Origin of the sequence: Bacillus sp. JAS24-2, from assembly GCF_008274905.1 — a bacterium.
Lineage (GTDB): Bacteria > Bacillota > Bacilli > Bacillales > Bacillaceae_G > Bacillus_A > Bacillus_A cereus.
Genome location: NZ_CP031068.1, coordinates 4,807,228 through 4,829,985 on the forward strand (window position 1 = coordinate 4,807,228; position 22,758 = coordinate 4,829,985).

A 22,758-nucleotide genomic window follows, 5' to 3' on the forward strand; every position below is an offset into this window, starting at 1 on the left:
TTTTAAAACGTTAAAATAGTGTTTCACTCGATTAATTATTATCTTGATATACCTTTAAAGAATTCATATGAAAAAGCATTGGCATACGCCAATGCTTTTTCATTATCTCTTTTGATTCGGTTTATGCGGTTCATTTGGAGTATATGGCTTATTTGGTTTATTTGGAGCCTCAGCCTTTTTCCAACTTACCGCTAACTCTGGACTTGTTTTTTCTTCACTACGCTCAAGTAATACTACTGCATTTTGAATAGTCGATGTACCTTTATGCGCAATCCCTTGTAATTTCGTTAAATTTCCTGATACTTTAAAGCTAAATCCACCAGCTGGTGTTTGTTTCGGAATTAAAATGCGGAACTTTTCTCCTACATTAAATTCTGTTTTTGTTTCGCCTTTTTCATTTGCAAATTTCACGCCCGCTGGCGCACCTGTTGCTTGCACTTTATACGTTCCGCTTTTTGCATTTGTTTCTACTGTATATAAACCTGTTTCAAAGAAATCATTTTTTAATACTGCTTCTTGTTCTTCTGTAGGAGTTACACTCATCGTAATTTCTTGTAACTCTTCACTAGCGCTTGCTTTTGCAACGATGTCTTTCGTTACTTTCTCTACATTTTTATTGCGGAAATCTAAATCATTAATATCGATTTGTTTTAACGCATTCCACACTGCAAGCTGCGTTGCGTAATGTGCTTCTCTCCAATCAGAAACACCTAATTCTTGTGGACTCTTTTGTGGATATCCATTCAATAGTACACGGTATACGTTAATATCCACTTTCCCCATTTCCGGTAAATCTTGACCGCTTGGAGATTTCAAATCTACATTTAAGCAAAAAGCAATTTTGCCATCTGCCGTTTTAATAAGCTCTGTTCGAATTGGTTTCTTCTTTGACTTACTATAACTCCAATTCATTTCATACTTTGTATGGTCCATAACTTCTGCAAATGCTTTTTGAAGCGGGAATAACACAAATAAAACACTTAAAAACATAGCTAAAATCTTGAACGATTGCTTTATATTCATGTTTACAGCCCCTTATCACAAACTTAATACTAAGTAGTATTTATTTAGAAACTATTTTTATGCACAAAAAAAGAGTGCTTTTACGCACTCTTCTTTCTTACTTTAATCTTAGAAATCGAAGTTATCAGGATCCGGACCAACGCGGTGATTTTGATTTAACGCATCGATTTTTTCCATATCTTCTTTCGTTAATTCGAAATTAAATATATCGGCATTTGCAATAATGCGGTGTTCTTTCGTTGATTTTGGAATAGTGATTACTCCATTTTGAAGATCCCAACGTAAAATAACTTGCGCTGTTGTTTTACCGTGTTTCTCAGCAATTTCTTGTAATGTTTCATTATCTAATAATTGACCTTGCATAAGTGGTGACCATGCTTCCATTTGAATACCTTGTTCTTTACAGAAAGCTTGTAATTCTTTTTGTGTTAAACGAGGGTGGTATTCTACTTGGTTAATCATTGGTTTAATTTCTGCATCTTTCATTACATCTTGTAAGTGATGAATTTGGAAATTACTTACCCCAATTGCACGTACGCGTTTTTCTTTATAAAGTGTTTCTAACGCTCTCCACGTATCTTTATATTTCCCTTCTACAGGCCAATGAACAAGGTATAAATCTAAATAATCCAGCTCTAATTTTTTTAAGCTTTCTTCATATGCAGCAAGTGTCGTTTCATATCCTTGATCCGAATTCCACACTTTTGAAGTAATGAATAAATCTTCACGAGAAATGCCTGCTTCTTTTATACCCGCGCGAATTCCTTCACCTACAGCTTTTTCATTTCCGTAAATTGCAGCTGTATCAATGCTGCGGTATCCTGCTTTAATCGCCGATTTCACTGCTTCTACAAGTTCTGGTCCATCCTCTACTTTAAATACACCTAAACCGAACCAAGGCATTTCTACACCATTATTTAATACTGTTTTACTTTGTAAGTTTTTCATTTTATTTTCTCTCCTTTTATTTTACTTGATCTCTTTTTTCTAATGTCATACTCCACGCAGTTAAAACAACAGCACCTACTACCATAATTCCACCTACCCAAGCCGTATGAATTAATCCTAACGAGTTCGTTACAATACCGCCCAAGTAAGCACCAAGAGCAATTCCTGCGTTAAATGCTGCAATGTTAATCGCCGATGCTACATCAACAGCGCTAGGTACAAACCTCTCAGCTAATATAACAACATACACTTGTAGCCCTGGAACATTCATAAATGCGAATAGTCCCATGAAAATAATTGTGATGAATCCAGCGACTTTAAATGGCGCTGTAAATGTTAAAACAAATAATACAATCGCTTGAATAAAGAACATGTAAAATAACGCTCGAATCGGATTATGATTTGATAATTTTCCCCCGACCATATTCCCAATCGCAATTGCAATTCCGTATACTAACAAAATAATTGTAACGGTACTTGCTTTAAATCCTGTTACTTCTTGTAATAACGGAGATAAATACGTAAATGTTACGAACGTTCCCCCGTATCCTAATGCAGTAATAATAAATACAAGTAACAGTCTTCCATTCGTAATCAGCTTAAATTGATCGCGAAATGATACAGACGTACCTTTTTTTAAATTAGAAGGAATTAGCATACTATTGGCGATTAAAGCAACGATTCCAATGGCCACAATAACAATAAACGAGGCCCTCCAGCCAAATTGTTGACCGATAAATGTTCCAATTGGTACACCTGTAATAGTCGCAACAGTTAAACCAGTAAACATAAATGCTATTGCACTTGCACGTTTATTCTCAGGTACAAGCGCAGCCGCAATTGTAGATCCAATTGACATAAAAACACCATGCGCAAATGCAGATACAACCCTCGCAATAAGTAACACAGTAAAACTTGTTGCTACCGCCGCAATTCCATTACCAATAATGAAAATAATCATAATCCACATTAATAACGTCTTTCGCGACATACTAGCTGTTAATGACGTTAATACTGGAGCACCAAACGCTACTCCTAATGCATATAAAGAAACAGTTAACCCCGCTGTTGTAACAGAAACATGTAAATCCTCTGAGATAGATGGTAATAAGCCGACACTAATAAATTCAGTTGTACCAATTCCAAACGCACTAATTGCTAGTGCTAATAAAGCAAACATACTTCTCCGATTCGTCTGCATAACCGAAGAAGATACTGTATATGAATTCAATTGAACTCCTCCTTAATGCGAGAAATCCAATCATAATAGTATGATAAAAAGGCCTTTTTATCTTCTACAAAAATAACTTTACTGTTGATATACGCTATTATGAATGGCTTTACTCTTTTTTTGAAGAACGCACTTAAAAGTACGATAGGTACCTAAAAGTAACATAGGCACTTTTTAGTACCGTACTACTCATTTCCCTCTTACGTATGCTATTATGGAACATATTCAACATGATAAAAAGTACGTACTTTAAAGTGCTATAGGCACTTTTTAGTAACATTTAATTATTTAGCTTCTTTTGTTGGAGAACTTAAATCTACATTCATCAAAGGAGATTTTTATATGAAGAAATACAATATTCCCGTTGAAGCGACTTTAGAGGTTATCGGTGGAAAATGGAAGGTTGTTATCCTTTGTCATCTAACGAAAGGCACAAAAAGAACGAGTGAACTAAAACGTTTAATGCCTGGGATTACACAAAAAATGTTAACTCAGCAATTACGTGAATTAGAAGACGATGGGGTTATTCAAAGAAAGGTATACAATCAAGTACCACCAAAAGTAGAATATTCACTTACAGAATACGGTTGGTCTTTAGAGTCCATTCTTGATTCTCTTTGTACTTGGGGCGAATGCCATCTTGAAAAAAGCGGTAACACATCCATGCTAATTGTAGAAGGTGAATAATAGGAAAAAGGAAAAAACGAACATGAATTTGTTCATTTTTTCCTTTTTTTCTTTATATGTATATACATTTCTAACTGGAACAAAATATTTTATACGCTTTCATACCTTGTCAGCACTACGTTATACACTTAATATCAAATAATTAGGAATCATTTTTATGTTAACATAGGTGTATATAGTATATAATATAGGATATATATTATATACACTTTCCGGTAACGGAGCTTTTCCATTATGCGGACAAGCCATGTATCGGACAGTTCATAAATAATAAGTAAGACGTTATGGTTTTAGATTTATGTTTGCAGCTTACTTGCTGTCATAAATTTAAAGGCATTTTATTGTGTTTTGTGAAACTTTGTATAAAGTTTCGTAAACGTTTACTATCTTACTTATAAAAAATAAGAGTATTGCTATCGTAAAGGAGAATTGGAGATGCCAGAAACTATGACTCAAACAAAGCCAGAACAAGAAACTGTACAAATTTCTGCTAGCCAAGGACAACTTGATGTACTTGATCAGTTGTTAAAACCTGAGGTACAAGAATCATTAACAACACTAGTAGAACAGCTTCCAAAATTAACTGAGCTTGTTAACATTTTAACTAAGTCTTATGACTTCGCTCAAACTGTTGCTACTGATGAAGTATTAAAAAGCGACACTGTTGGTGCAATTACAGAGCTTGTAGAACCTGTAAAAGATACAGTGAAAAGCATGGCTGCAACTGCAATCGAAGCGAAAGATCGTGCTGAAGAAAGCAACGAAGTTATCGGCCTATTCGGTCTGTTAAAATTACTAAAAGATCCACAAGCACAAAAAATGTTCCGCTTTGTGAACGCATATCTTCAAATTAGTGCAGAACGTAACAATAAATAATTTAACTTATAACAACAATTAGTAAAGACGGGGGATATCATACTATGTCAAAACAAATTGTCATCTTAGGCGCTGGTTATGGCGGTCTTCTTGCCGCTTTAAACGTACGTAAATATTACAGCAAATCAGAAGCACAAGTTACAGTGATTAACCAATACCCAACACACCAAATCATCACTGAACTACACCGCCTTGCAGCTGGTAACGTGTCTGAGCAAGCAGTTGCAATGCCACTTACAAAGCTTTTCAAAGGGAAAGACATCGATCTTAAAATCGCAACAGTTGAGTCATTCTCAGTTGATAGCAAAGAAATCAAACTAGCTGGTGGCACTACTTTATCTTACGATGCACTTGTAGTTGCTTTAGGAAGTAAAACTGCTTACTTCGGTATTCCAGGACTAGAAGAAAACAGCATGGTATTAAAATCTGCTGCTGATGCAAACAAAATCTACAAACACGTTGAAGACCGTATTCGTGAATACGCGAAAACGAAAAACGAAGCTGATGCTACAATCGTAATCGGTGGTGGCGGATTAACTGGCGTTGAGCTAGTTGGTGAGCTTGCTGACATTATGCCTAAACTTGCAAAAAGCCACGGCGTAAATCCAAAAGAAGTGAAACTTCTTCTTGTTGAAGCAGGTCCAAAAATCCTTCCAGTATTACCAGACCACTTAATCGAACGTGCAACTACTAGCCTAGAAGCACGCGGTGTTACATTCTTAACTGGTCTTCCTGTAACAAACGTTGCTGGCAATGAAATCGACTTAAAAGACGGTCAAAAACTTGTTGCTAACACATTCGTTTGGACAGGCGGCGTACAAGGTAACCCATTAATCGGTGAATCAGGTCTTGAAGTTAACCGTGGACGTGCAACAGTTGATGCATACCTACAATCTACTTCTCACAAAGACGTATTCGTTGCTGGAGACAGCGCTGTTGTCTTCGCTCCAGACGGACGTCCATACCCACCAACTGCACAAATCGCTTGGCAAATGGGTGAGTTAATTGGATACAACTTATACGCAGCACTAGAAGGCAAAGCATTAGAAGAGTTCGCACCTGTAAACTCTGGAACACTTGCTAGTCTAGGACGTAAAGATGCGGTTGCTACAATTGGAGCAAGCAATACTCCACTTAAAGGCTTACCAGCATCATTAATGAAAGAAGCAAGTAACGTTCGTTACTTATCACACATTAAAGGTCTATTCAGCTTAGCTTACTAATCTGAATATAAGCCCGAATCATGCCCTGCATGGTTCGGGCTATTTTTTATCCGTAATTTTCTCTAACTTATTTATTCGTCAAAAAAATTATATACCCTTTAAATTTATCTAAATATACTGACTTTTTATAATAAGAGCTGTCCCGTTCGGAACAGCTCTTATTGTCGCTTTTTGTCGGTAAATTGATATATTGGGAAAATCGCTGATATATTCGGATTTTCGCTGATATATTTCGAAAATCGCCGATATATTTTCCAGCCTTACTTATTATCCTAATTTCACAAGGCTGTAGTTCTTCTTCCCTTTACGAATAATAATAAATCTTCCATCAAATGAATTTTCTACAGTAACATCTGTACCCACATCTGTTACTTTCTCACCATTCATAGAAATCGCACCATTATTAATGTCCTCGCGTGCTTGTCGTCTAGACGGTTCAATCCCTAAATCGACTAGCCACTCTACGATGTTTTTCGTCTCTTTTGAAGCCTGGAATGTTGGCATTTCTTTAAAGCCTTGTTCAATTTCATCAGCTGTTAACGATTTAATATCTCCGCTAAATAACGCTGCTGTAATTTTCTCAGCTTGCAGGAACGCCTCTTCTCCATGAACAAATTTCGTCATTTCTTCCGCTAACACTTTTTGCGCTTCACGTTTATGAGGCTCTGTTTCTACCTTCGCTGCTAATTCATCAATACGCTCTTTCGTTAAGAACGTAAAGTATTTCAAGTATTTAATTACATCACGGTCATCTGTATTTACCCAGAACTGGTAAAATTCAAACGGTGTCGTTTTTTCAGGATCAAGCCAAACCGCACCACCCGCTGATTTACCAAACTTCGTACCGTCCGATTTTAATAATAACGGAATCGTTAATCCGAATACTTTCGCCTCATGACCTTCTAACTTACGAATTAAATCTAAACCACTCGTAATATTTCCCCATTGGTCACTACCACCAATTTGAAGTTGAACATCCTCTTTCGTGTATAAATGATGGAAGTCCATCGCTTGCAAAATTTGGTACGTGAATTCTGTGAAAGAAATACCTGTATCTAAACGACTTGCTACAATATCCTTCGCTAACATGCTATTGATGCTAAAGTTTTTCCCGTAATCACGTAAAAACTCAATAATATTTATTTCATGTGTCCAATCATAGTTATTTACCATCTTCACTTCGCTATTTCCACCAAAATCAAATAGCTTTTTCATTTGTGCTGTTAACGCATCTACATTATGCTGAACCACTTCTAACGTTTGAAGCTGACGCTCTGATTGTCGTCCACTCGGATCACCAATTGTTCCTGTTGCCCCGCCAATTAAAATAACAGGATGATGGCCAGCTAATTGGAATCTCTTCATCATCATAAACGGAATCAAATGTCCGATATGCATACTATCACCAGTTGGATCAACTCCGCAGTATAGTGAAATCTTTTTCTCTTCTACTAGCTTACGTAAGCCTTCTTCGTCAGTCTGCTGATTAACGGCGCCGCGCCATTCTAATTCATCAATAATATTCATCTTTTGTCATCCCCTTTATTTTTTAAAAACAAAAAAGCCCCTATGTCTACGATAGACATAGGGACGATTATTCACCGTGTTACCACCCAGTTTGCATAAATAGCATAGCTACTCATACCACTCTTAGCAATAATATCGATTGCTAGTCCGCTTAGCATTACCTAAGATACTCCAGAGTGTAATTCGCAAGTTTGTTTGTGCTAGGTTCCAGCAACCCCTAGCTCTCTCGTTAACAGTGACAAACTGCTACTGGGCTCTTTCAACGTATGTTATTTGTTAAATTATTAGCCATTATATTGAATTGAAAACAAATTGTCAACAATACCCAAATGTTATTTTAAAATAATTCATATCTTCATACGTATTTCGTTATTCTTTATCTTCTCCAATAATCCTTACTTCTCGCTCCAACTTCACGCCAAATTTCTCTTCAACTGTCTTTTGTACGAAGTGAATTAAATCGATGTAATCTTGTGCTGTTCCGTTATCAACATTCACCATAAATCCAGCGTGTTTTAAAGAAACTTCTACTCCACCAATTCGCTTACCTTGTAGTCCTGAGTCTTGAATTAACTTACCAGCAAAGTTATTTGGTGGGCGCTTAAATACGCTACCACATGAAGGATATTCTAGAGGCTGTTTTGACTCACGTTTAAACGTTAAATCATCCATTTTGGCTTTAATTTCTTCATGTACACCTTCTTCAAGTTCAAATCTCGCTTCAAGAATAATGTAATGGTTGTTCGCAAATACACTCTTACGATATCCAAATTCAAATGCTTCTTTCGTCAAAGTACGTAGCTCTCCATCACCTGTCATTACGACAGCTTCTGTTAATACAAACGAAATTTCACCGCCGTATGCACCAGCATTCATATATAATGCTCCGCCAACTGAACCTGGAATACCACAAGCAAACTCAAGACCCGTTAAGTTATGGTCTAAGGCAATACGTGATACGTCAATAATTGCTGCACCGCACTGTGCTACAATCGTCGTTCCTGTTACAGTAACACCTGTAATATGAATTAAACTTACTGTAATCCCGCGAATTCCACCATCTTTAATAATGACATTCGATCCATTTCCTAAAAACGTAACTGGAATATTATATTCGTTCGCATATTTAATAACTTCTTGAATTTCGTCATAATTTGTAGGCGCAACAAAAACATCTGCTTTTCCGCCAACCTTAATATGCGTATGATTCTTTAACATTTCATCTTGTTTAACATGTCCTTCAGGCAATACCGTACTTAAATATTTATAAACCTCTTGCATATTCATTTTACGATTCCTCTATTTCTATATTCATTTTATCCCGTTATACGGGCCCATAATACCCCCACGTACATGAAAGAACCTAAAGTGGTGGATACAGTGTACCCAAAATCAATTCGAGACACCTATAAACCTCTTAATTTATAAGAGGTGCCACTCATATTAAAATATATATTGCATAATAAAGCAACCCAAATGGACTACTAAACTTGACATGTCATCAGAAAGACAACAATTTGTAAAATATATGACTTTTTCAAAACACTATCCCTCAGTATCTTACTATACCACACAAAAAGAAAGTGGTATTTTTTTGTACTTTTTACTTTATTTACATCAATAAAAAAGAGCACATCCCACAGAATGTGCTCTTTCTATACTCTTTATATTACTTTTCGTTCTCTTCTTTTTCTTTATCAAACCATAACAGCTCATCGTTATCAACTTCACCATTATAATTGATTAAAATTTCTTCTCCTGCTTTTATATCTTTATAAGCATAGAAGTTAAATGTATGATTCTCAAAAACGATGTCATACGTTGCATTCGGTGTATATGAATGATTAAATAACATACCATATCCTAAAAGGATTGCCGTATGATTGATTCCATACTCAAATGCGTAATCAGCAAGTAACGTTTTCTCAATATGTTCATGCTGTTCATTCGGATAAGAGATAACTGGTGCTGCGTGTATCAACTCACCCTTTTTAATATCACGAGTTGCAAATACACCTCTATTAAATTCTCCATCACTAAGTTCAGAAGTCTTAACTTCGATCATATGCGTCACCTATATAATTCTTTCTTTGAAGTATTTTATTCCGCTATTTGCGGATAGCTTGATTGGTGAGGACTAATAATAAGTATGTACTAGTCTCACTTTATCTCCTTAAGCTTGGCAGAAAACGCGCAGAAAAGCAATTAAATTCCTATCAAGTATTCGTTTCAATGAAAAAAGAGCACATCATTCGTGCTCTTTCCAAGCAATATTACTTTTCTAAAATATCTTCTAACAACTTCACTTGCTCGCTAACAGTTTGTAACGTCTTCACTGACGTATCATTTCGATGTTTTTCTTCTTCCACACTCGCTAGCACTTCTTCTGTAGCTGTAGAAGTTTGCTGAATTACGTTAGAAGCATGCGTAACATCCTTTACGATATTCGTCGTTTTAACTTGGAAACTTTCTTGTTGAACAACAACCTCTCGCATTACTTCATTAATCGCATCAATAAACTTCCCTAAATCAGTTACATTTGTTAAAACGCTTGCTAACATCTCGTTACATTCTTCTTGTACTCTTTCTGACTTCTCTACTTGCACTTCTACCTTACTTGCTTGATTACTAAACTCCTTCAAAATCCCTTGAATTCTTCCCGCAGAACGATTTGATTCTTCAGCAAGCTTTAACACTTCACTCGCTACAATAGCAAAACCTTTTCCATGCTCGCCTGCCCTCGCAGCTTCAATATTTGCATTTAAAGCTAGCAAACTCGTCTGACTTGAAATATTCGTTATTACATCTACAATTTCATTAATTTGTTTCGATTGCATCATTAAATCTCTAAATATAATTCCAGACTGTGAAACAACATCATTTAAACTTCTCATGTTAGTTTCAAAATTTCTTAGAGTATGTACACTACCTTTTGAAATTTCTAAGCTTTCATCCACATGAGCCGATGCAGTTCTTACTTGAGAGATGATTTGCTCAATATTTCCCTCCATATCATTCAATACTTCTACCGAACGATACATCATCTCTGATTGTGATTGCGTACCAACTGCCACCTCTTCAAAGGCAAAATTAATTTCACTCATCGATTCCATCGACGTGTTCATATTTTGTCTTAAATGATTGAAATTACTATCTAGTTTCACAACTGTTTCTTCAATAAGTCTTTGCGTCTCTTCTAACTCCTGAGCTTTTCTCATTACTTCTTGCTTCTCATCACTTAAACGAAGGAGCAGATTAGAACCGATTTTCGTGACGCCCCACATAGCAATTGTTACAATCGCTAACAAACTTGCGAAATTAGCAGCTTCAGACGAGGCTGTATAAGCAAAAAATTGCTCCGGCCAATAGCTACAAAGGATAAATGTGATCACAACAGCTATCCCGCCAAGAATTAAAATGAGGCGCTCACTTAAGTAAATAAGTGAAACAGCTAATGTAAAATAGACCATTTGAAATACAGCCGGGCTTTCATTAAAAGCTTGTACCATAATGTAAGACATTGTAAGCAACATAAATGTCATGATATATTTATACGCTGATTCCATACTTTTTATAAAAGTAAAAAGCGTTCCAAATGCAACGACAGAAATACCACAAATCCAAAATGCTATGGCTCTCTCTGTAAAAATATATCCATAATACCCAATTGCGATTATCCCAAGGAAGAAACTACAAATCGTTATAAACAGTAATAAATGATTTTTCTGTGATTCTTTCTCAAGGTTAGAAAAACAAGTCCTCTTTAACCACTCCATATGAAGCCCCACCTTCTACTTATACATATCAATTACTTCAGTTTAAATACCGCACTTACTGGGTTATGATCGCTATTTTCAAACTTTAAATCTTTCCCTTGTACATTTACAATCTCTACATTCGGTGAAACGATAAAGCCATCAATAATAGTGACGAAATTTTCACCTTCTACATATTTCTTTACATCATCTCTTACAGTCATAACAGACGGATCTACAGCCCACTTAAAGCCACCGTCTGTAAAGTCCTTCGGTAACTCTACTAACCACTCAGGACGCTCTTTCACGAACTTCGGATCACTTAATTGAGCGTTCGAAACCAATTGATTCCAATCTCCACCCATTATTACGTAATCACCATTTTCATAATGCTTGTTCATATATTCTTTTAAATACTCTACTTGCTGTTTTCTAATTTTCCCGCCTTCATCATAAGCAGACAAATGTAAATTTACGAGTCTAACATGTTTTCCATTATTAACAGGAATTTTATATTCCACAATTGCTCGATCTAAATCAAACAAACGCTTTGGCCAAGGCTCCATTCCAGGCAGCTGGAACCTCTTCGCTTCTTGAACAGTGTATTTAGAAAACGTACTTAATCCAGCCTCCGCATATCCCATTGGATTTGTTATTGGCACTGGAACCCATTTCGTATCGTAGTTCTTGCCAAATGACGAAACATAATCAGGTAATCCTTTTTTCAAAAATTCATGTTCATTTACATCAAATGAACGAAGTGACTTTATATCAACTTCTTGTAATAGCGCAAAATCACTATTCTCATTTTGTAAAAACGAAAGCATATTCTTTAAATTAGTTTCCGTTTGCTCTTTACTACTTGAACCAGATCCCTTTCCACCATCCATAAAGAAATCTTGATCCTTATCTAACCCAGCATATCCAATATTAAATGTTGTAACTTTAAACTCATTTCCAGTCGCTAATACGCGCTCCTTATTATTCTCTACCTTCAAGCTTATAACATCAGCAGGCTGTTCTTTAGTAAGTGTCATATAAGCTAGAAATCCTCCTACAATGCCCGCTACTACTAAAACACATGTAAATACGATTTTTAAAAATTTCTTCAAATAAATGACTCCTTTTCACGCAAATTTATTTTTCTTTATTTTCAGTCAAATAAAACAAAACGACACACATAAGAAACATTTTATCATAATTAAAACCATATATCACTATATTTAGTTGATAAGTAATCGGTCCCATTTTAATTACTTAAAAAGCCTTCAGACATCAAAAAAAGAAAAGTTACACCCTCCTCCTCACTGGAAATTAAACGGTATATTTAGTACACTATATGTAATAATCATAGGCGATGGAGTTCGCCATAAACGCTGCTTAGCTAATGACTCCTACCAGTATGGATACTGGTAGGAGTCTATTTTTTTGAGCAAGCTATTTAAAGAGGTGAGAAAATTGATTTATATTATCGTTGGCATTGCTGGTATATTAGGAGCTCTTTCTCGTTATTATTTAGGTCTTAATATCAACACATTTTGGCATCATTCATTTCCATTGGCAACATTACTCATTAACTTAATCGGTTGCTTTTTCTTAGCGTGGCTAACTACTTATATCGCTCGGCTAAACATCTTACCTTCAGAGGTTATCACAGGCATCGGAACTGGATTCATCGGTTCCTTTACGACTTTTTCAACATTTAGTGTAGAAACTGTGCAATTGATCAATCATTCTGAGTGGAGCATAGCCTTCTTATATGTATCATGCAGCATACTTGGTGGCCTCATTATGTCTGGCCTTGGCTATACACTTGGAGATTTCTTAATTAAGAAATCTCTTACAGAAGGTGATTACTCATGATAGAAGCTTTATTAGTCGCAACAGGAGGATTTTTCGGTGCGATTACACGATTTGCAATTAGCAATTGGTTTAAAAAAAGAATTAAAACACAATTTCCAATTGCTACATTCCTTATTAATATAACAGGGGCATTTTTACTTGGATATATAATTGGCAACGGAGTTACTACAGGCTGGCAACTATTATTAGGTACTGGATTTATGGGCGCATTCACTACATTTTCTACGTTTAAATTAGAATCTGTTCAGCTTCTCAATCGTAAAAAACTATACATCTTCCTTTTATATTTAAGTGCTACTTACATAATTGGTATCGCCTTTGCCTTCCTTGGAATGAAGTTAGGCGGAATATAAAAAAGCGACTCTATTGAGTCGCTTTTTTTCATAAGAAATATGTCCCGCCATATGGAATGGAAAATAAACCAGCTGGGTGTACATCGTAATGTATAATTTGCATCGGAAGTTGTGAATACGGCATATACTGACTTTGCATCATTTGTGCAAAATATGCTTGTTGCTGCATTTGAATAGCTTGATTCACAGCATGAATTGTCCCTTGTGCCCCAGCCAGCGTAATAGCAGCTCCTACTTGTCTACCATTATAAAAATAATGATTCATCATGATTCATCTCACTTATTCTTTTTCTTCCATATGGTATGTTTCTATTTCATAGTGAGTGTTTTGTCCCTATCTATTGCCCTTTTTCAGCTTTGAAGTAATAAATCCAAATAGCAATATACCAATACCACTAAGGAACAATATATAACTTATCGGTACTAGGAAAAAGAAAGGTTCTTCAAGAAATCCATCCGCTCCTACTTTACTGTTTGAAGCATGTATCGTTAAAGAAATAATCGCTAAAATCATGAAAGAAATAGCTACTACGTATTTATTTTTCATTTCACATTCTCCTCTACTTATGTAATTCCCCTTAGATTCTTACCATCATATTATCTAAAAAAGAATTAACAGTCAATAATTATTTATTGTTAAACAATAAATAATTATTGACTAAACAAACAACAAAAAGGTTTGCAAAGCATCTTAAATCACTTCGCAAACCTTCTAAATTATAAATATTTACACTTCAAACCTCTTGCTTAATACAATATACATTGCGCAAAATAGCACGAATATCCCAGCATAAATTAACAAAATCTCTACACTAAACATATCCGACAACGGACCAAATATTATCATTCCTAAAGGAAGCGCGCATGAATTCGCAATTTGTACAAGGCTAAACATCCGTCCGTGCATTGATGGTTCTACTTTCTCCTGCAATAACACAGTAACTGGTGTATTGAAGCACGGCATTGTTATACCAATTAAAAAATTAAAGACTAAATACATAATAAATATCGGTGCTATTCCGAGTCCAATCATAAGCAGTCCATATAATGCACAAGCTAGCGCTGTTGTATGCATACGATTACGAAAACCACCCCACGCTGCAATCAATACGCCACCAGCTGCCGCACCCGCACTAAAGGTCATCTCACTAGCAGTAAGTCTCCACATTTCGGCCCCGAAAGAACGAGTTACCATTAAAGGTGTTAAAAAAGCAGCTGGACTTATTAAAATCATGACGATAATCAATAAAACGATTAGCCTTTTAATAAATACATTTTCTTTTAAATAAGTGAACCCTTCTTTAATTCCTTGTAGATTAGATTTTTGCTTACTTTCTACATTCACATGTCCTTCCACATGAATGACAAACATAATACTAATTCCAATCATAGCTGTAATAACATCAATAAAAAATGTTGTTTCAATGCTGGCAATAGAAAGAATCGCAGCACTTGCTGCTGGAGAAAGAAACATAATTAAAGATGTAATACTGCTATTTATTCCATTTACTTTCATAAGATACTCTTTCGGAACGATTTGCGGAATTAATGCATTCACAGCTGGCGTTTGTACTCCTGTTCCAGCTGAACGAATGAGTAACACAATAAAAAGTAACCAAATACTTTTATATCCTGTTAAAAATAAAATTGCTAAGACTAACGTCGCAATCGCTATAATTCCATCCGATAACATAATCATCTTTTTACGGTCATAACGATCAATCCAAACACCTGCAAACAAAGATATCGCAATTTGTGGTAGAAAACCGCAAACAGTTGAAATAGTCAACATCACTCCTGATGATGTTGTAAGGGTGATATACCATATAATCGCGTATTGCACGAGAGAGGAACCGAACAACGAAATAGTTTGAGCGGTCAAAAATAATATAATTTTGGTTTTCCAATTGTTTTCACTCATATGTTTCACACCCCCTTAACTAATCCCGTCTCTATATGAAAGATGCTATCTGCCCAATCAAGATAAAAACTTGCTTCGTGAGATACGAGTATAATGCTGCCCTTAAACTTAATTAACGCCTTTTGCAAAGCTTCCTTCGCTTCTGCATCCAAATGATTTGTCGGCTCATCTAAAATTAAGAAGTTACAAGGTGATAGTAATAATCCACACAGTTTCACCTTCGATTGTTCACCACCACTTAACGTACGAATTTCTTGCGAAACGTGCGTATCCTTCACTCCACACGCAGCTAAATGATGGCGTATTTCCTTCATATTCAGTTTAGGAAACTGTTCTGAAATAATTTGAAGCGGCGTTAAAGAATCATTGCTCCAATTTAAATCTTGCTCATAATATCCAATCTTTATTTGCTCTGAAAAGTGAAACTCTCCAGAAATACTAGCAATATTTCCAACGATTGTTTTTAATAAAGTAGATTTCCCTACTCCATTGAAACCTGTAATGACAAGTTTTTGCCCACCCATTACTGAAAAATTCAACTTTGGTAAGAGAGCGAAGTCGTAACCAACTTCAAGATTATTTACTTCAAGAACTGTCTGAACTGAAATGGGAAGTTCCTGAAAATGAATAGACGGTTTATGAGTAAAACTTGGTGGCGCAATTCTTTCCATACGCTGTAATTGTTTTCTACGACCTTGCGCTATTTTTGAATTCACCCCAGCAATATTTCTACGAATATACTCTTCCGTTTTTTCAATTTTCTTTTGCTGTGCATAATATTGGCGAATATAATCTTTTCGCAAATGCTCCTTTTGTCTTACAAAATCTGAGTATTTGCCGTAATACTTCTTAACTGTTCCGAACTCTACATCACATATGCAAGAAGTTACCTTTTCCAGAAAATCAAAATCATGTGATACGACAATAAACCCTCCTTCAAAATTCATTAAATAATTAGCAAGCCACTCCACATGCTCCTTATCGAGAAAATTCGTCGGTTCATCTAGCAATAAAATATTAGGCTCTTCTAATAAGAGCTTCGCTAAAATTACCTTTGCACGCTGCCCTCCGCTTAATTCACCAATCACACGATTCATCCCAATCACATCAATACCTAAACCGGCTGCCACCTTATTCGTAATACTATCTACTGAATAAAAATCACGAGCCTCGAGCAGTCCTTGAATTTCTGCCGCTTTCAATAGTTGATTTTCATCTCCAGTCATCGCACTTTCTTCATATAACTTGTTCATTCTCTTTTCCATTTCATACAAATCATAAAAGGCTCTCTTTAAATATTGTGAAATGGTATAACCCTCATCAATTTCTGCGTATTGATCAAGATGTCCAATTTGAATATTAGGTTGCCACTTTATGTCTCCCTTATCAGGAATAATTTCCCCCACCAATATTTTCATTAATGTGCTTTTTCCTGCACCATTCTGTCCAACAATTCCCATATGCTCCCCTTTATGCAAATCAAAAGAAGCATTTTCATATAATACTTTATCTATAAAACTATGTGATAAACTTTCAACTTTAAGTAAACTCATTTTTATTCCTCTTTTCCTGAAATTAAAAAAGCAGAGAGATAGCGTCATTCGACACTAGCCCTCTGCTTCGTGGTTTTTCCTATACTACTCCAATTTATAGTAAAGACTCATCGGAATAATATACACAAAGGGCCATAGACAAAGCATTGTCTATGGCCCCTTAATCTATTTTATACACCAGCTGAAAAACCATAACGAAATAAGCATAGATAAACTATACTTTTTTAGAAAAGTTATTCAGCCGATGAATATAGGGGATTTATGCCCCTTGATTAAGCTCCGTACAACGCTTCACCGTATACATTTGTGCGGAGCAAAGTTTTCTAATGAGTTTTACAAATTTTATATAAAGCATATTATGCACCTTCCTTAATACTTAAAAAGGATTTTAGCATACGGTTTTACGAAGCGTCAACATTACTTCCGAATCTTTCAACTATTTGTTTTCAAAATATTGCTTCTGAAACATACACATTCTTATTGCATTATGATAGTTACCATCAACGAAAAACTCATCGATAAGCTCACCTTCTACCATAAACCCAACTTTTTTATAAACATGTACTGCCTTTTCATTTTCCTTATCCACAACTAAATAAATCTTATGCATATTTAGTACGGAAAAAGCGTAATCCATTGCTAAACGCGTCGCATCCACTGCATAACCATATCCTTGATAATTCGGATCAATAATGATTTGGAATTCTGTTCTACGGTGAATATAATCGATTTCTACTAACTCAACTAATCCAACCATTTCATTGTCTTTCTCAACGATAAATCGGCGTTCGCTTTGATCATGTATATGTTTATCATATAAGTCTTGCAGCTCCACAAATGCCTCATACGGCTCTTCAAACCAATACGACATAATATGCGCATTATTATTCAGTTCGTGTACAAACTTTAAATCTTCTCGTTCTAATGGACGTAACTTCAATTCCTGATTCATTCCTATAACCTCCAAGTAAAAGAAACCTTTTCACTTAATTTCTCAATTTTTTTCGATTTCAAACGCCCTAATTTCATTGTAAACTTTCAAGCAACTTGAAGGTCAAGATGTAAAAAAGTAGTGCTGACTTATGTCTGCACTACTACTCTTTTCTCAAATCTCTCATATTTGATATGTATAAAGCAATAACTAAAACAAGAATTGCTCCTGCGTATAATAACGTCTCCATCGGTTCCTCATGAGACACAATAATTAATCGAATTAAGGCCGTAATTCCGATATAAATAAAATAGCGTAACGGGAAATGATAATTCGATTTAAAATACTTAATAATTAATGCAATGAACTCGAAGTATAAGAAATAGACGATGATACTTTCAACCAATTTATAAGACGTATACTCTTTTGCCGAAAAAATATACTGCACGAACGTAATTGTCTCATTCACTAAGAAAATTGATAACACAATGGATAATATAATTAAGGCTATATTTAATATCCATTGCAAAACACTAGCTATAACATGATCGATATTAAATGACTTCATTTTCTCTTTAGACTCCCCTTCGTATAAGTACTTATTTATTATAGCAAAATTACGATTGGAAAGAAGTTAAATCATATATTCGTCCTTTGTTGTTGCCAGTGTAGGGGATATTCATTGTTTGGAGGAGTCTTTTAACCGCAGAACTAGATTCCATATTAAGAAATTCCCTCAATTCGCTATTAGTAGTTATCATACTAAACAGAAGTGTGTAATCTTGTACAGCACATAAATGAGCATGTTTAGACATACTATTGCAATTTGAACAACGCCATCCCTGTCTTTCTTTTAACATTGCCATTGTAAAACATTCCTCACACTGTACACCCTTTAGCAATTCCTCTTTTTTAATTTTATATTGCGCAAGAACATTTTGACGTTGCGGAATGTGCTCATTCATAATCTGGCCTATAAGTCCATTTATATTATCAATCACTTTTTCTTTATATTAATTTTTAATCTGTTTTATTCTATTAGGTAAATTTGCACTGTGGATAATTTTACTAGACAGTATTTCATCTGAAGTTTTAATAATTGTACGAGGGGAACTAATTACAACGAGGGCTTCAATCGGAATATTATGTAAATCATGTAGATTCAGCCATTTTCTCAGTTGCATCTCTTACCGTTTCAGTTGTAAAAGCGGATCTGGGAATCCTTCTTCCGTATTACCATCTACTATTCGAATAAGTTGATTGAACTTTGTATCAAAAATTAATGTACCAATAATATTTTTTATTTCAAGAAAAAGAAGAAAATAAGATGAAACTATGAGGGTATCAATTTGGAAATAATGTTTTTGATCAAATAACCTAATATCATGTAAAATACTGTATTCTGTTTCGGGTAAAAAACTAAGTGGATACTCATTCGCCTGCTCTCCTTTATAGCCGGCCATAAATTTCGCTAGACTTTCAACCACCACATTCCTTTTTGGATGATGAGCAGGCAATCTTCTAAGTAAAGCTTCTAATTGCAGCAAATATACGGGCAGTTTCCGCTCTTTCACAATCATTTTTATCCCCCTCCAAAATATATCAGCGATTTTTCAAATATATCAGCGATTTTCGAAATATATCGACTTATCGACAAAAACCGACACAACATACACACATAAAATCTTATACACAGTATAACATCACATCTAAAATCGCAATGTAAGCATAATGTGTATACCCCAATGTGATTACGCCATTTTCAAAATAAGAAATTTACATTCCCCCATGTAAAAGACCTTTTTATAAGTATGAAAAAATTTTAGGAATTAATTTATCTTTTTTTAATGTTTTATTTAGAGGCAGTTTATAGTCGGGGATTAACATAAGAAACGTAGCGACTAAGTTTATATATGACGCACTGCTACTATAATCGCTAACCGTACTACTTGAAATCATAAAATAAGGAGACGATAAAACATGAACAAAAAAACAAAAGCACTATCATCCGTACTGCTCGGATTCACATTAGCATTAACAGGGTGTGCTGGTACTAAAGCTGAAGAAAATCATGGGAAACAAAAGCAAGAACAAGTTGCTAAAGAAACAAAAAAGGAAAATAAATTAACTAAAGGGCAAAAAATGGCTAATATTCTTAGCGAGACAAATTGGCAAGGTACACGAGTGTATGACAAAGATAAGAATGACTTAACAAAAGAGAATGCAAACTTCATTGGTCTTGCAAAATATGATGCGAAGTCCGGCAGATATGAATTTTTTGATGCTAAAACAGGTGCAAGTCGTGGCGATAAAGGAACTTTCTTTATCACAAATGATGGGAAAAAGAGAATATTAATTTCAGAATCAATGAAGTATCAAGCTGTCGTTGACATGACAAAACTAAATAAAAATGTATTTACTTATAAACGAATAGGGAAAGACGCTAACGGTAAAGATGTAGAAGTTTTCGTTGAACATGTTCCATATAAAGAAAAAGAACTTTCTTTCACTGATCCGGACAAGCAGCTGAACACGACTACAGGAGATATTGTTAAAAACGTTGATGGAGATAAAATTTTAGGCGGTACCCTTTGGCACGGAACAAAGGTATTAGACGAAACTGGTAACGATGTAACACAGTTTAATTCGAATTTTATAAGTCTAGCAAAATTTGATGACAAATCTAATAAATATGAGTTCTTCAATAGCGAAACAGGTCAAAGCCGCGGTGATTATGGCTACTTCGATGTTGTACACGAAAATAAAATAAGAGCCCATGTTTCAATTGGAAATAACAAATACGGTGCTGCTCTTGAACTTACTGAACTAAATAAGAATAAATTTACGTATAAGAGAACTGGTAAAGACCAAGCTGGTAAGGATATAACTATATTCGTTGAACATGAACCTTATAAAGGTGATATGAAACCACAATTTAGCTTTTAAAAACGTTTGATTAAAGATCCTGTACTGAGTTACAGGATCTTTCTTATTAAGCAAGAGAACAAAAAGACGAAAAACATGTAGCTTTTCGTCTGCACAATATTCCCACCTTATAGTTGATGATTTACAAAACTTAAAAACATACCGATACAAAATAAAATTTGTGACCAAGTAAAAAGCGCCCTACTTATAGGACGCTTGTTTTATACTTAATGACTAATACTAGCTGTTGGGTATAATGTTGTTCCTCCAATTGAAACTTTTATTTCATTTGTTAATGGAACATTTTGTTCATTAATAATTGTTCTCCACCATTCCCATGCAAGACCTGTACATTCTCTTGCTACAATTTTTATATTTTTTGAGTTCGGTGGAAGAGGGATAACTGTAGAGTAATGAGCCGTTTTGTCTTTTCCGCTACCATCCCACGTTTTATGTGTTAGTACTTCGTTACCCTTTTGGTCAAATGTGAATTCATCCCAAGATACATCAAATTGAGCAACGTAAGCACCGTAATGATCAAGTGTCATTTTAGCACTTGAATATTCTGTAGTTGTCGTCTCAATATAATCTGTATTGTTATGAACAGCAGCAGTTGCATTATCTTTTAAGAAAGTGCTTGTATATGAAATTGGGTATGCTGGATTTTTAAGACTTAATTCAGCATTATCTTTAATGATATTTTGGATTTCATTGAAATCTTTAGTAACAACCTTGTTATGCTCTTTCGCATCTCCGCCTAATACTACAGCAGTAAAGGTACTTTCTTCAAAAATATCTTTATACTGTCCACTTGTTTCAACGCTGTTATTCTTAAGTAAGGCTTTAAAAGCAGCTTGTACATCTTTGCTCTTAGATGTTGTTTCTAATTTTACATAAATCGTTCTACCATAAGCTACATTTGAAACCATAACAGGTGGAGCCGAATTACTTACGCCTTTTCGAGTTAACTCGTCAAAAGTAACGCTATTATCAAAAAGGTCGGATGGATTGTTAGGTAGTTCAGCACTTACCGTATAAAATATTTGCTTATATGCGGCAACCATCACTTTTTTCTCTCCATTTGCAACCGCATTAAAATCAATGTTTAGACTATTATCAAGATATTTAGCGTTAACATTAAGAGCACTTGCGATTTGTGATTTACTATAAACCATAGATTCCGTATACTGCATTCTTGCAGGTAACGTATGTGTTGTAGAATACTTTTCATTCCAAGTAGATACTAAATCGTCTACTGCTCCAGCTACATTACCATATGTCGGATTTTGGACAGTGATTGTATTTTCTTTTCTCATGCCCGGTAAGTCTATACTAATATTCAAAGGCTTTCTCTTAGCCACTAATAAACTCGGTTGATTGTCTGCAAAAGCTTTATTCGCAAGTTGTACAGCTCCTGGATACGTGCGATTCACTACAGAATCAATAATTGAAATATCGACCGGTGACGTTGTAAGTGATTTTTTCTCACGTTCCACTACTACGAATTTACCATTTGAATTGATACTTTCTTTCGGAACAAAACTTTCTACTTTATCACCATTTACAGCTAAAACCTCTTGATTATTATATTTAAGATTTGCTATACCAGTATTAATGCCACTAGCATTTTTGGTTACATCAGTTGCATTACTTGCTTGTGTTTCTGCGAAGGAAATAGATGAATAATTAATAGTGCATAGACTAACTAATAAACATGCAAGGAACTTTCTTCTTTTAGTGTTTTTCTTAATATTCAGAAAAATCACCCCGTTCTTTTTTTAGTAAAATATGATAATGATTGATAAATGATAGCTAACTAATAAACTTACATAAATGCTTTTAAAAGTTCTTGAATTAACGGGATTACGCCACCTACAAATTTTAAAACTGCCATTGCGATTTCCATATTATTTCCTCCTTTTTATTGCTACGAAAATGTGAT

General features: G+C 35.0%; 21 protein-coding genes, 1 pseudogene, 1 riboswitch and 1 other annotated feature. Of the genes and pseudogenes, 6 read left to right on the forward strand and 16 right to left on the reverse strand.

Going from position 1 to position 22,758, the window contains the following annotated elements:
- Positions 1–102: 102 nt before the first annotated feature.
- From DN407_RS25080 to DN407_RS25090, 3 genes are all read right to left on the reverse strand, one after another.
- The gene (locus DN407_RS25080) at positions 103–1,023 is read right to left on the reverse strand and encodes a thioester domain-containing protein (RefSeq protein ID WP_001022515.1); all 921 of its coding nucleotides are present in this window, start codon (positions 1,021–1,023) and stop codon (positions 103–105) included.
- A 108-nt stretch (positions 1,024–1,131) separates the two neighbouring features.
- Positions 1,132–1,971: an aldo/keto reductase gene (locus tag DN407_RS25085; RefSeq protein ID WP_000793550.1), complete on the reverse strand. Its 840-nt coding sequence runs from the start codon at positions 1,969–1,971 to the stop codon at positions 1,132–1,134.
- A gap of 16 nt (positions 1,972–1,987) precedes the next feature.
- Positions 1,988–3,172: an MFS transporter gene (locus DN407_RS25090; protein ID WP_162840098.1), complete on the reverse strand. Its 1,185-nt coding sequence runs from the start codon at positions 3,170–3,172 to the stop codon at positions 1,988–1,990.
- 372 nt (positions 3,173–3,544) lie between these two features.
- Here DN407_RS25090 and DN407_RS25095 point away from each other — a divergent pair, with 372 nt between their 5' ends.
- The 3 genes from DN407_RS25095 to DN407_RS25105 all read left to right on the forward strand — a co-directional run bounded on the left by DN407_RS25095 (position 3,545) and on the right by DN407_RS25105 (position 5,988).
- Complete coding sequence (locus tag DN407_RS25095) at positions 3,545–3,889, forward strand: winged helix-turn-helix transcriptional regulator (protein ID WP_000760475.1); 345 nt, start codon at positions 3,545–3,547, stop codon at positions 3,887–3,889.
- A 435-nt stretch (positions 3,890–4,324) separates the two neighbouring features.
- A complete protein-coding gene (locus DN407_RS25100) occupies positions 4,325–4,765 on the forward strand; it encodes a DUF1641 domain-containing protein (protein WP_001115311.1) in 441 nt (146 codons plus the stop codon).
- A gap of 44 nt (positions 4,766–4,809) precedes the next feature.
- Positions 4,810–5,988 carry an NAD(P)/FAD-dependent oxidoreductase gene (locus tag DN407_RS25105; protein WP_000043203.1) on the forward strand — a complete coding sequence of 393 codons (1,179 nt, stop codon included), beginning with the start codon at positions 4,810–4,812 and terminating at the stop codon, positions 5,986–5,988.
- Positions 5,989–6,255: 267 nt separating this feature from the next.
- Here DN407_RS25105 and tyrS read toward each other — a convergent pair whose 3' ends face one another.
- The 5 genes from tyrS to DN407_RS25130 form a co-directional block, all read right to left on the reverse strand.
- Positions 6,256–7,515 carry a tyrosine--tRNA ligase gene (gene tyrS / locus DN407_RS25110; protein WP_001021092.1) on the reverse strand — a complete coding sequence of 420 codons (1,260 nt, stop codon included), beginning with the start codon at positions 7,513–7,515 and terminating at the stop codon, positions 6,256–6,258.
- 56 nt (positions 7,516–7,571) lie between these two features.
- Positions 7,572–7,787, reverse strand: a binding site (T-box leader).
- A gap of 97 nt (positions 7,788–7,884) precedes the next feature.
- Positions 7,885–8,802: a UDP-N-acetylmuramate dehydrogenase gene (gene murB / locus DN407_RS25115; protein WP_001057102.1), complete on the reverse strand. Its 918-nt coding sequence runs from the start codon at positions 8,800–8,802 to the stop codon at positions 7,885–7,887.
- Between the two features lie 382 nt (positions 8,803–9,184).
- The gene (locus tag DN407_RS25120) at positions 9,185–9,580 is read right to left on the reverse strand and encodes an SET domain-containing protein (protein ID WP_000573649.1); all 396 of its coding nucleotides are present in this window, start codon (positions 9,578–9,580) and stop codon (positions 9,185–9,187) included.
- 208 nt (positions 9,581–9,788) lie between these two features.
- Positions 9,789–11,291: a DUF4077 domain-containing protein gene (locus tag DN407_RS25125; RefSeq protein ID WP_087875929.1), complete on the reverse strand. Its 1,503-nt coding sequence runs from the start codon at positions 11,289–11,291 to the stop codon at positions 9,789–9,791.
- A 32-nt stretch (positions 11,292–11,323) separates the two neighbouring features.
- Positions 11,324–12,382 carry an endonuclease/exonuclease/phosphatase family protein gene (locus DN407_RS25130; protein ID WP_000714051.1) on the reverse strand — a complete coding sequence of 353 codons (1,059 nt, stop codon included), beginning with the start codon at positions 12,380–12,382 and terminating at the stop codon, positions 11,324–11,326.
- Positions 12,383–12,614: 232 nt separating this feature from the next.
- Positions 12,615–12,674, forward strand: a riboswitch (Fluoride riboswitch).
- A 54-nt stretch (positions 12,675–12,728) separates the two neighbouring features.
- Here DN407_RS25130 and crcB (DN407_RS25135) point away from each other — a divergent pair.
- Positions 12,729–13,133: a fluoride efflux transporter CrcB gene (gene crcB, locus DN407_RS25135; protein ID WP_000639312.1), complete on the forward strand. Its 405-nt coding sequence runs from the start codon at positions 12,729–12,731 to the stop codon at positions 13,131–13,133.
- Entirely contained in the window at positions 13,130–13,486 is a 357-nt protein-coding gene (crcB, locus tag DN407_RS25140; protein ID WP_000568572.1) for a fluoride efflux transporter CrcB, read from the forward strand. The genes crcB (DN407_RS25135) and crcB (DN407_RS25140) overlap by 4 nt, the downstream gene beginning before the upstream one ends.
- A gap of 28 nt (positions 13,487–13,514) precedes the next feature.
- Here crcB (DN407_RS25140) and DN407_RS25145 read toward each other — a convergent pair whose 3' ends face one another.
- The 7 genes and pseudogenes from DN407_RS25145 to DN407_RS25175 form a co-directional block, all read right to left on the reverse strand.
- A complete protein-coding gene (locus DN407_RS25145) occupies positions 13,515–13,754 on the reverse strand; it encodes a DUF3947 family protein (RefSeq protein WP_000980955.1) in 240 nt (79 codons plus the stop codon).
- A 66-nt stretch (positions 13,755–13,820) separates the two neighbouring features.
- Positions 13,821–14,033, reverse strand: coding sequence for a DUF3955 domain-containing protein (locus DN407_RS25150; RefSeq protein ID WP_000792610.1), 213 nt, complete (start codon positions 14,031–14,033; stop codon positions 13,821–13,823).
- 180 nt (positions 14,034–14,213) lie between these two features.
- On the reverse strand, positions 14,214–15,407 hold the full coding sequence (locus DN407_RS25155; RefSeq protein ID WP_001293750.1) for an MFS transporter: 1,194 nt from the start codon (positions 15,405–15,407) through the stop codon (positions 14,214–14,216).
- 5 nt (positions 15,408–15,412) lie between these two features.
- On the reverse strand, positions 15,413–16,960 hold the full coding sequence (locus tag DN407_RS25160) for an ABC-F family ATP-binding cassette domain-containing protein (protein WP_098869925.1): 1,548 nt from the start codon (positions 16,958–16,960) through the stop codon (positions 15,413–15,415).
- Positions 16,961–17,396: 436 nt separating this feature from the next.
- Positions 17,397–17,912, reverse strand: a complete 516-nt coding sequence (gene speG, locus DN407_RS25165) for a spermidine N1-acetyltransferase (protein WP_001071092.1) — start codon at positions 17,910–17,912, stop codon at positions 17,397–17,399.
- A gap of 142 nt (positions 17,913–18,054) precedes the next feature.
- The gene (gene psiE / locus DN407_RS25170) at positions 18,055–18,459 is read right to left on the reverse strand and encodes a phosphate-starvation-inducible protein PsiE (protein WP_000834708.1); all 405 of its coding nucleotides are present in this window, start codon (positions 18,457–18,459) and stop codon (positions 18,055–18,057) included.
- Between the two features lie 49 nt (positions 18,460–18,508).
- A pseudogene (locus tag DN407_RS25175) lies at positions 18,509–19,471 on the reverse strand (nuclease-related domain-containing protein).
- Positions 19,472–19,871: 400 nt separating this feature from the next.
- Between DN407_RS25175 and DN407_RS25180 the strand changes: the two are divergent.
- On the forward strand, positions 19,872–20,837 hold the full coding sequence (locus tag DN407_RS25180) for a DUF4822 domain-containing protein (protein WP_001036620.1): 966 nt from the start codon (positions 19,872–19,874) through the stop codon (positions 20,835–20,837).
- A gap of 206 nt (positions 20,838–21,043) precedes the next feature.
- Here DN407_RS25180 and alo read toward each other — a convergent pair whose 3' ends face one another.
- Positions 21,044–22,582: an anthrolysin O/cereolysin O family cholesterol-dependent cytolysin Alo gene (gene alo / locus DN407_RS25185; protein ID WP_149216692.1), complete on the reverse strand. Its 1,539-nt coding sequence runs from the start codon at positions 22,580–22,582 to the stop codon at positions 21,044–21,046.
- Positions 22,583–22,758 lie beyond the last annotated feature (176 nt).

Excerpts from the sequence above, each read along its gene's own strand:
- DN407_RS25080 (WP_001022515.1), bottom strand. The coding sequence starts at position 1,023 with ATGAATATAAAGCAATCGTTCAAGATTTTAGCTATGTTTTTAAGTGTT.
- DN407_RS25085 (WP_000793550.1), bottom strand. The coding sequence starts at position 1,971 with ATGAAAAACTTACAAAGTAAAACAGTATTAAATAATGGTGTAGAAATG.
- DN407_RS25090 (WP_162840098.1), bottom strand. The coding sequence starts at position 3,172 with ATGCAGACGAATCGGAGAAGTATGTTTGCTTTATTAGCACTAGCAATT.
- DN407_RS25095 (WP_000760475.1), top strand. The coding sequence starts at position 3,545 with ATGAAGAAATACAATATTCCCGTTGAAGCGACTTTAGAGGTTATCGGT.
- DN407_RS25100 (WP_001115311.1), top strand. The coding sequence starts at position 4,325 with ATGCCAGAAACTATGACTCAAACAAAGCCAGAACAAGAAACTGTACAA.
- DN407_RS25105 (WP_000043203.1), top strand. The coding sequence starts at position 4,810 with ATGTCAAAACAAATTGTCATCTTAGGCGCTGGTTATGGCGGTCTTCTT.
- tyrS (WP_001021092.1), bottom strand. The coding sequence starts at position 7,515 with ATGAATATTATTGATGAATTAGAATGGCGCGGCGCCGTTAATCAGCAG.
- murB (WP_001057102.1), bottom strand. The coding sequence starts at position 8,802 with ATGAATATGCAAGAGGTTTATAAATATTTAAGTACGGTATTGCCTGAA.
- DN407_RS25120 (WP_000573649.1), bottom strand. The coding sequence starts at position 9,580 with ATGATCGAAGTTAAGACTTCTGAACTTAGTGATGGAGAATTTAATAGA.
- DN407_RS25125 (WP_087875929.1), bottom strand. The coding sequence starts at position 11,291 with ATGGAGTGGTTAAAGAGGACTTGTTTTTCTAACCTTGAGAAAGAATCA.
- crcB (WP_000568572.1), top strand. The coding sequence starts at position 13,130 with ATGATAGAAGCTTTATTAGTCGCAACAGGAGGATTTTTCGGTGCGATT.
- DN407_RS25145 (WP_000980955.1), bottom strand. The coding sequence starts at position 13,754 with ATGATGAATCATTATTTTTATAATGGTAGACAAGTAGGAGCTGCTATT.
- DN407_RS25150 (WP_000792610.1), bottom strand. The coding sequence starts at position 14,033 with ATGAAAAATAAATACGTAGTAGCTATTTCTTTCATGATTTTAGCGATT.
- DN407_RS25155 (WP_001293750.1), bottom strand. The coding sequence starts at position 15,407 with ATGAGTGAAAACAATTGGAAAACCAAAATTATATTATTTTTGACCGCT.
- DN407_RS25160 (WP_098869925.1), bottom strand. The coding sequence starts at position 16,960 with ATGAGTTTACTTAAAGTTGAAAGTTTATCACATAGTTTTATAGATAAA.
- speG (WP_001071092.1), bottom strand. The coding sequence starts at position 17,912 with ATGAATCAGGAATTGAAGTTACGTCCATTAGAACGAGAAGATTTAAAG.
- psiE (WP_000834708.1), bottom strand. The coding sequence starts at position 18,459 with ATGAAGTCATTTAATATCGATCATGTTATAGCTAGTGTTTTGCAATGG.
- DN407_RS25180 (WP_001036620.1), top strand. The coding sequence starts at position 19,872 with ATGAACAAAAAAACAAAAGCACTATCATCCGTACTGCTCGGATTCACA.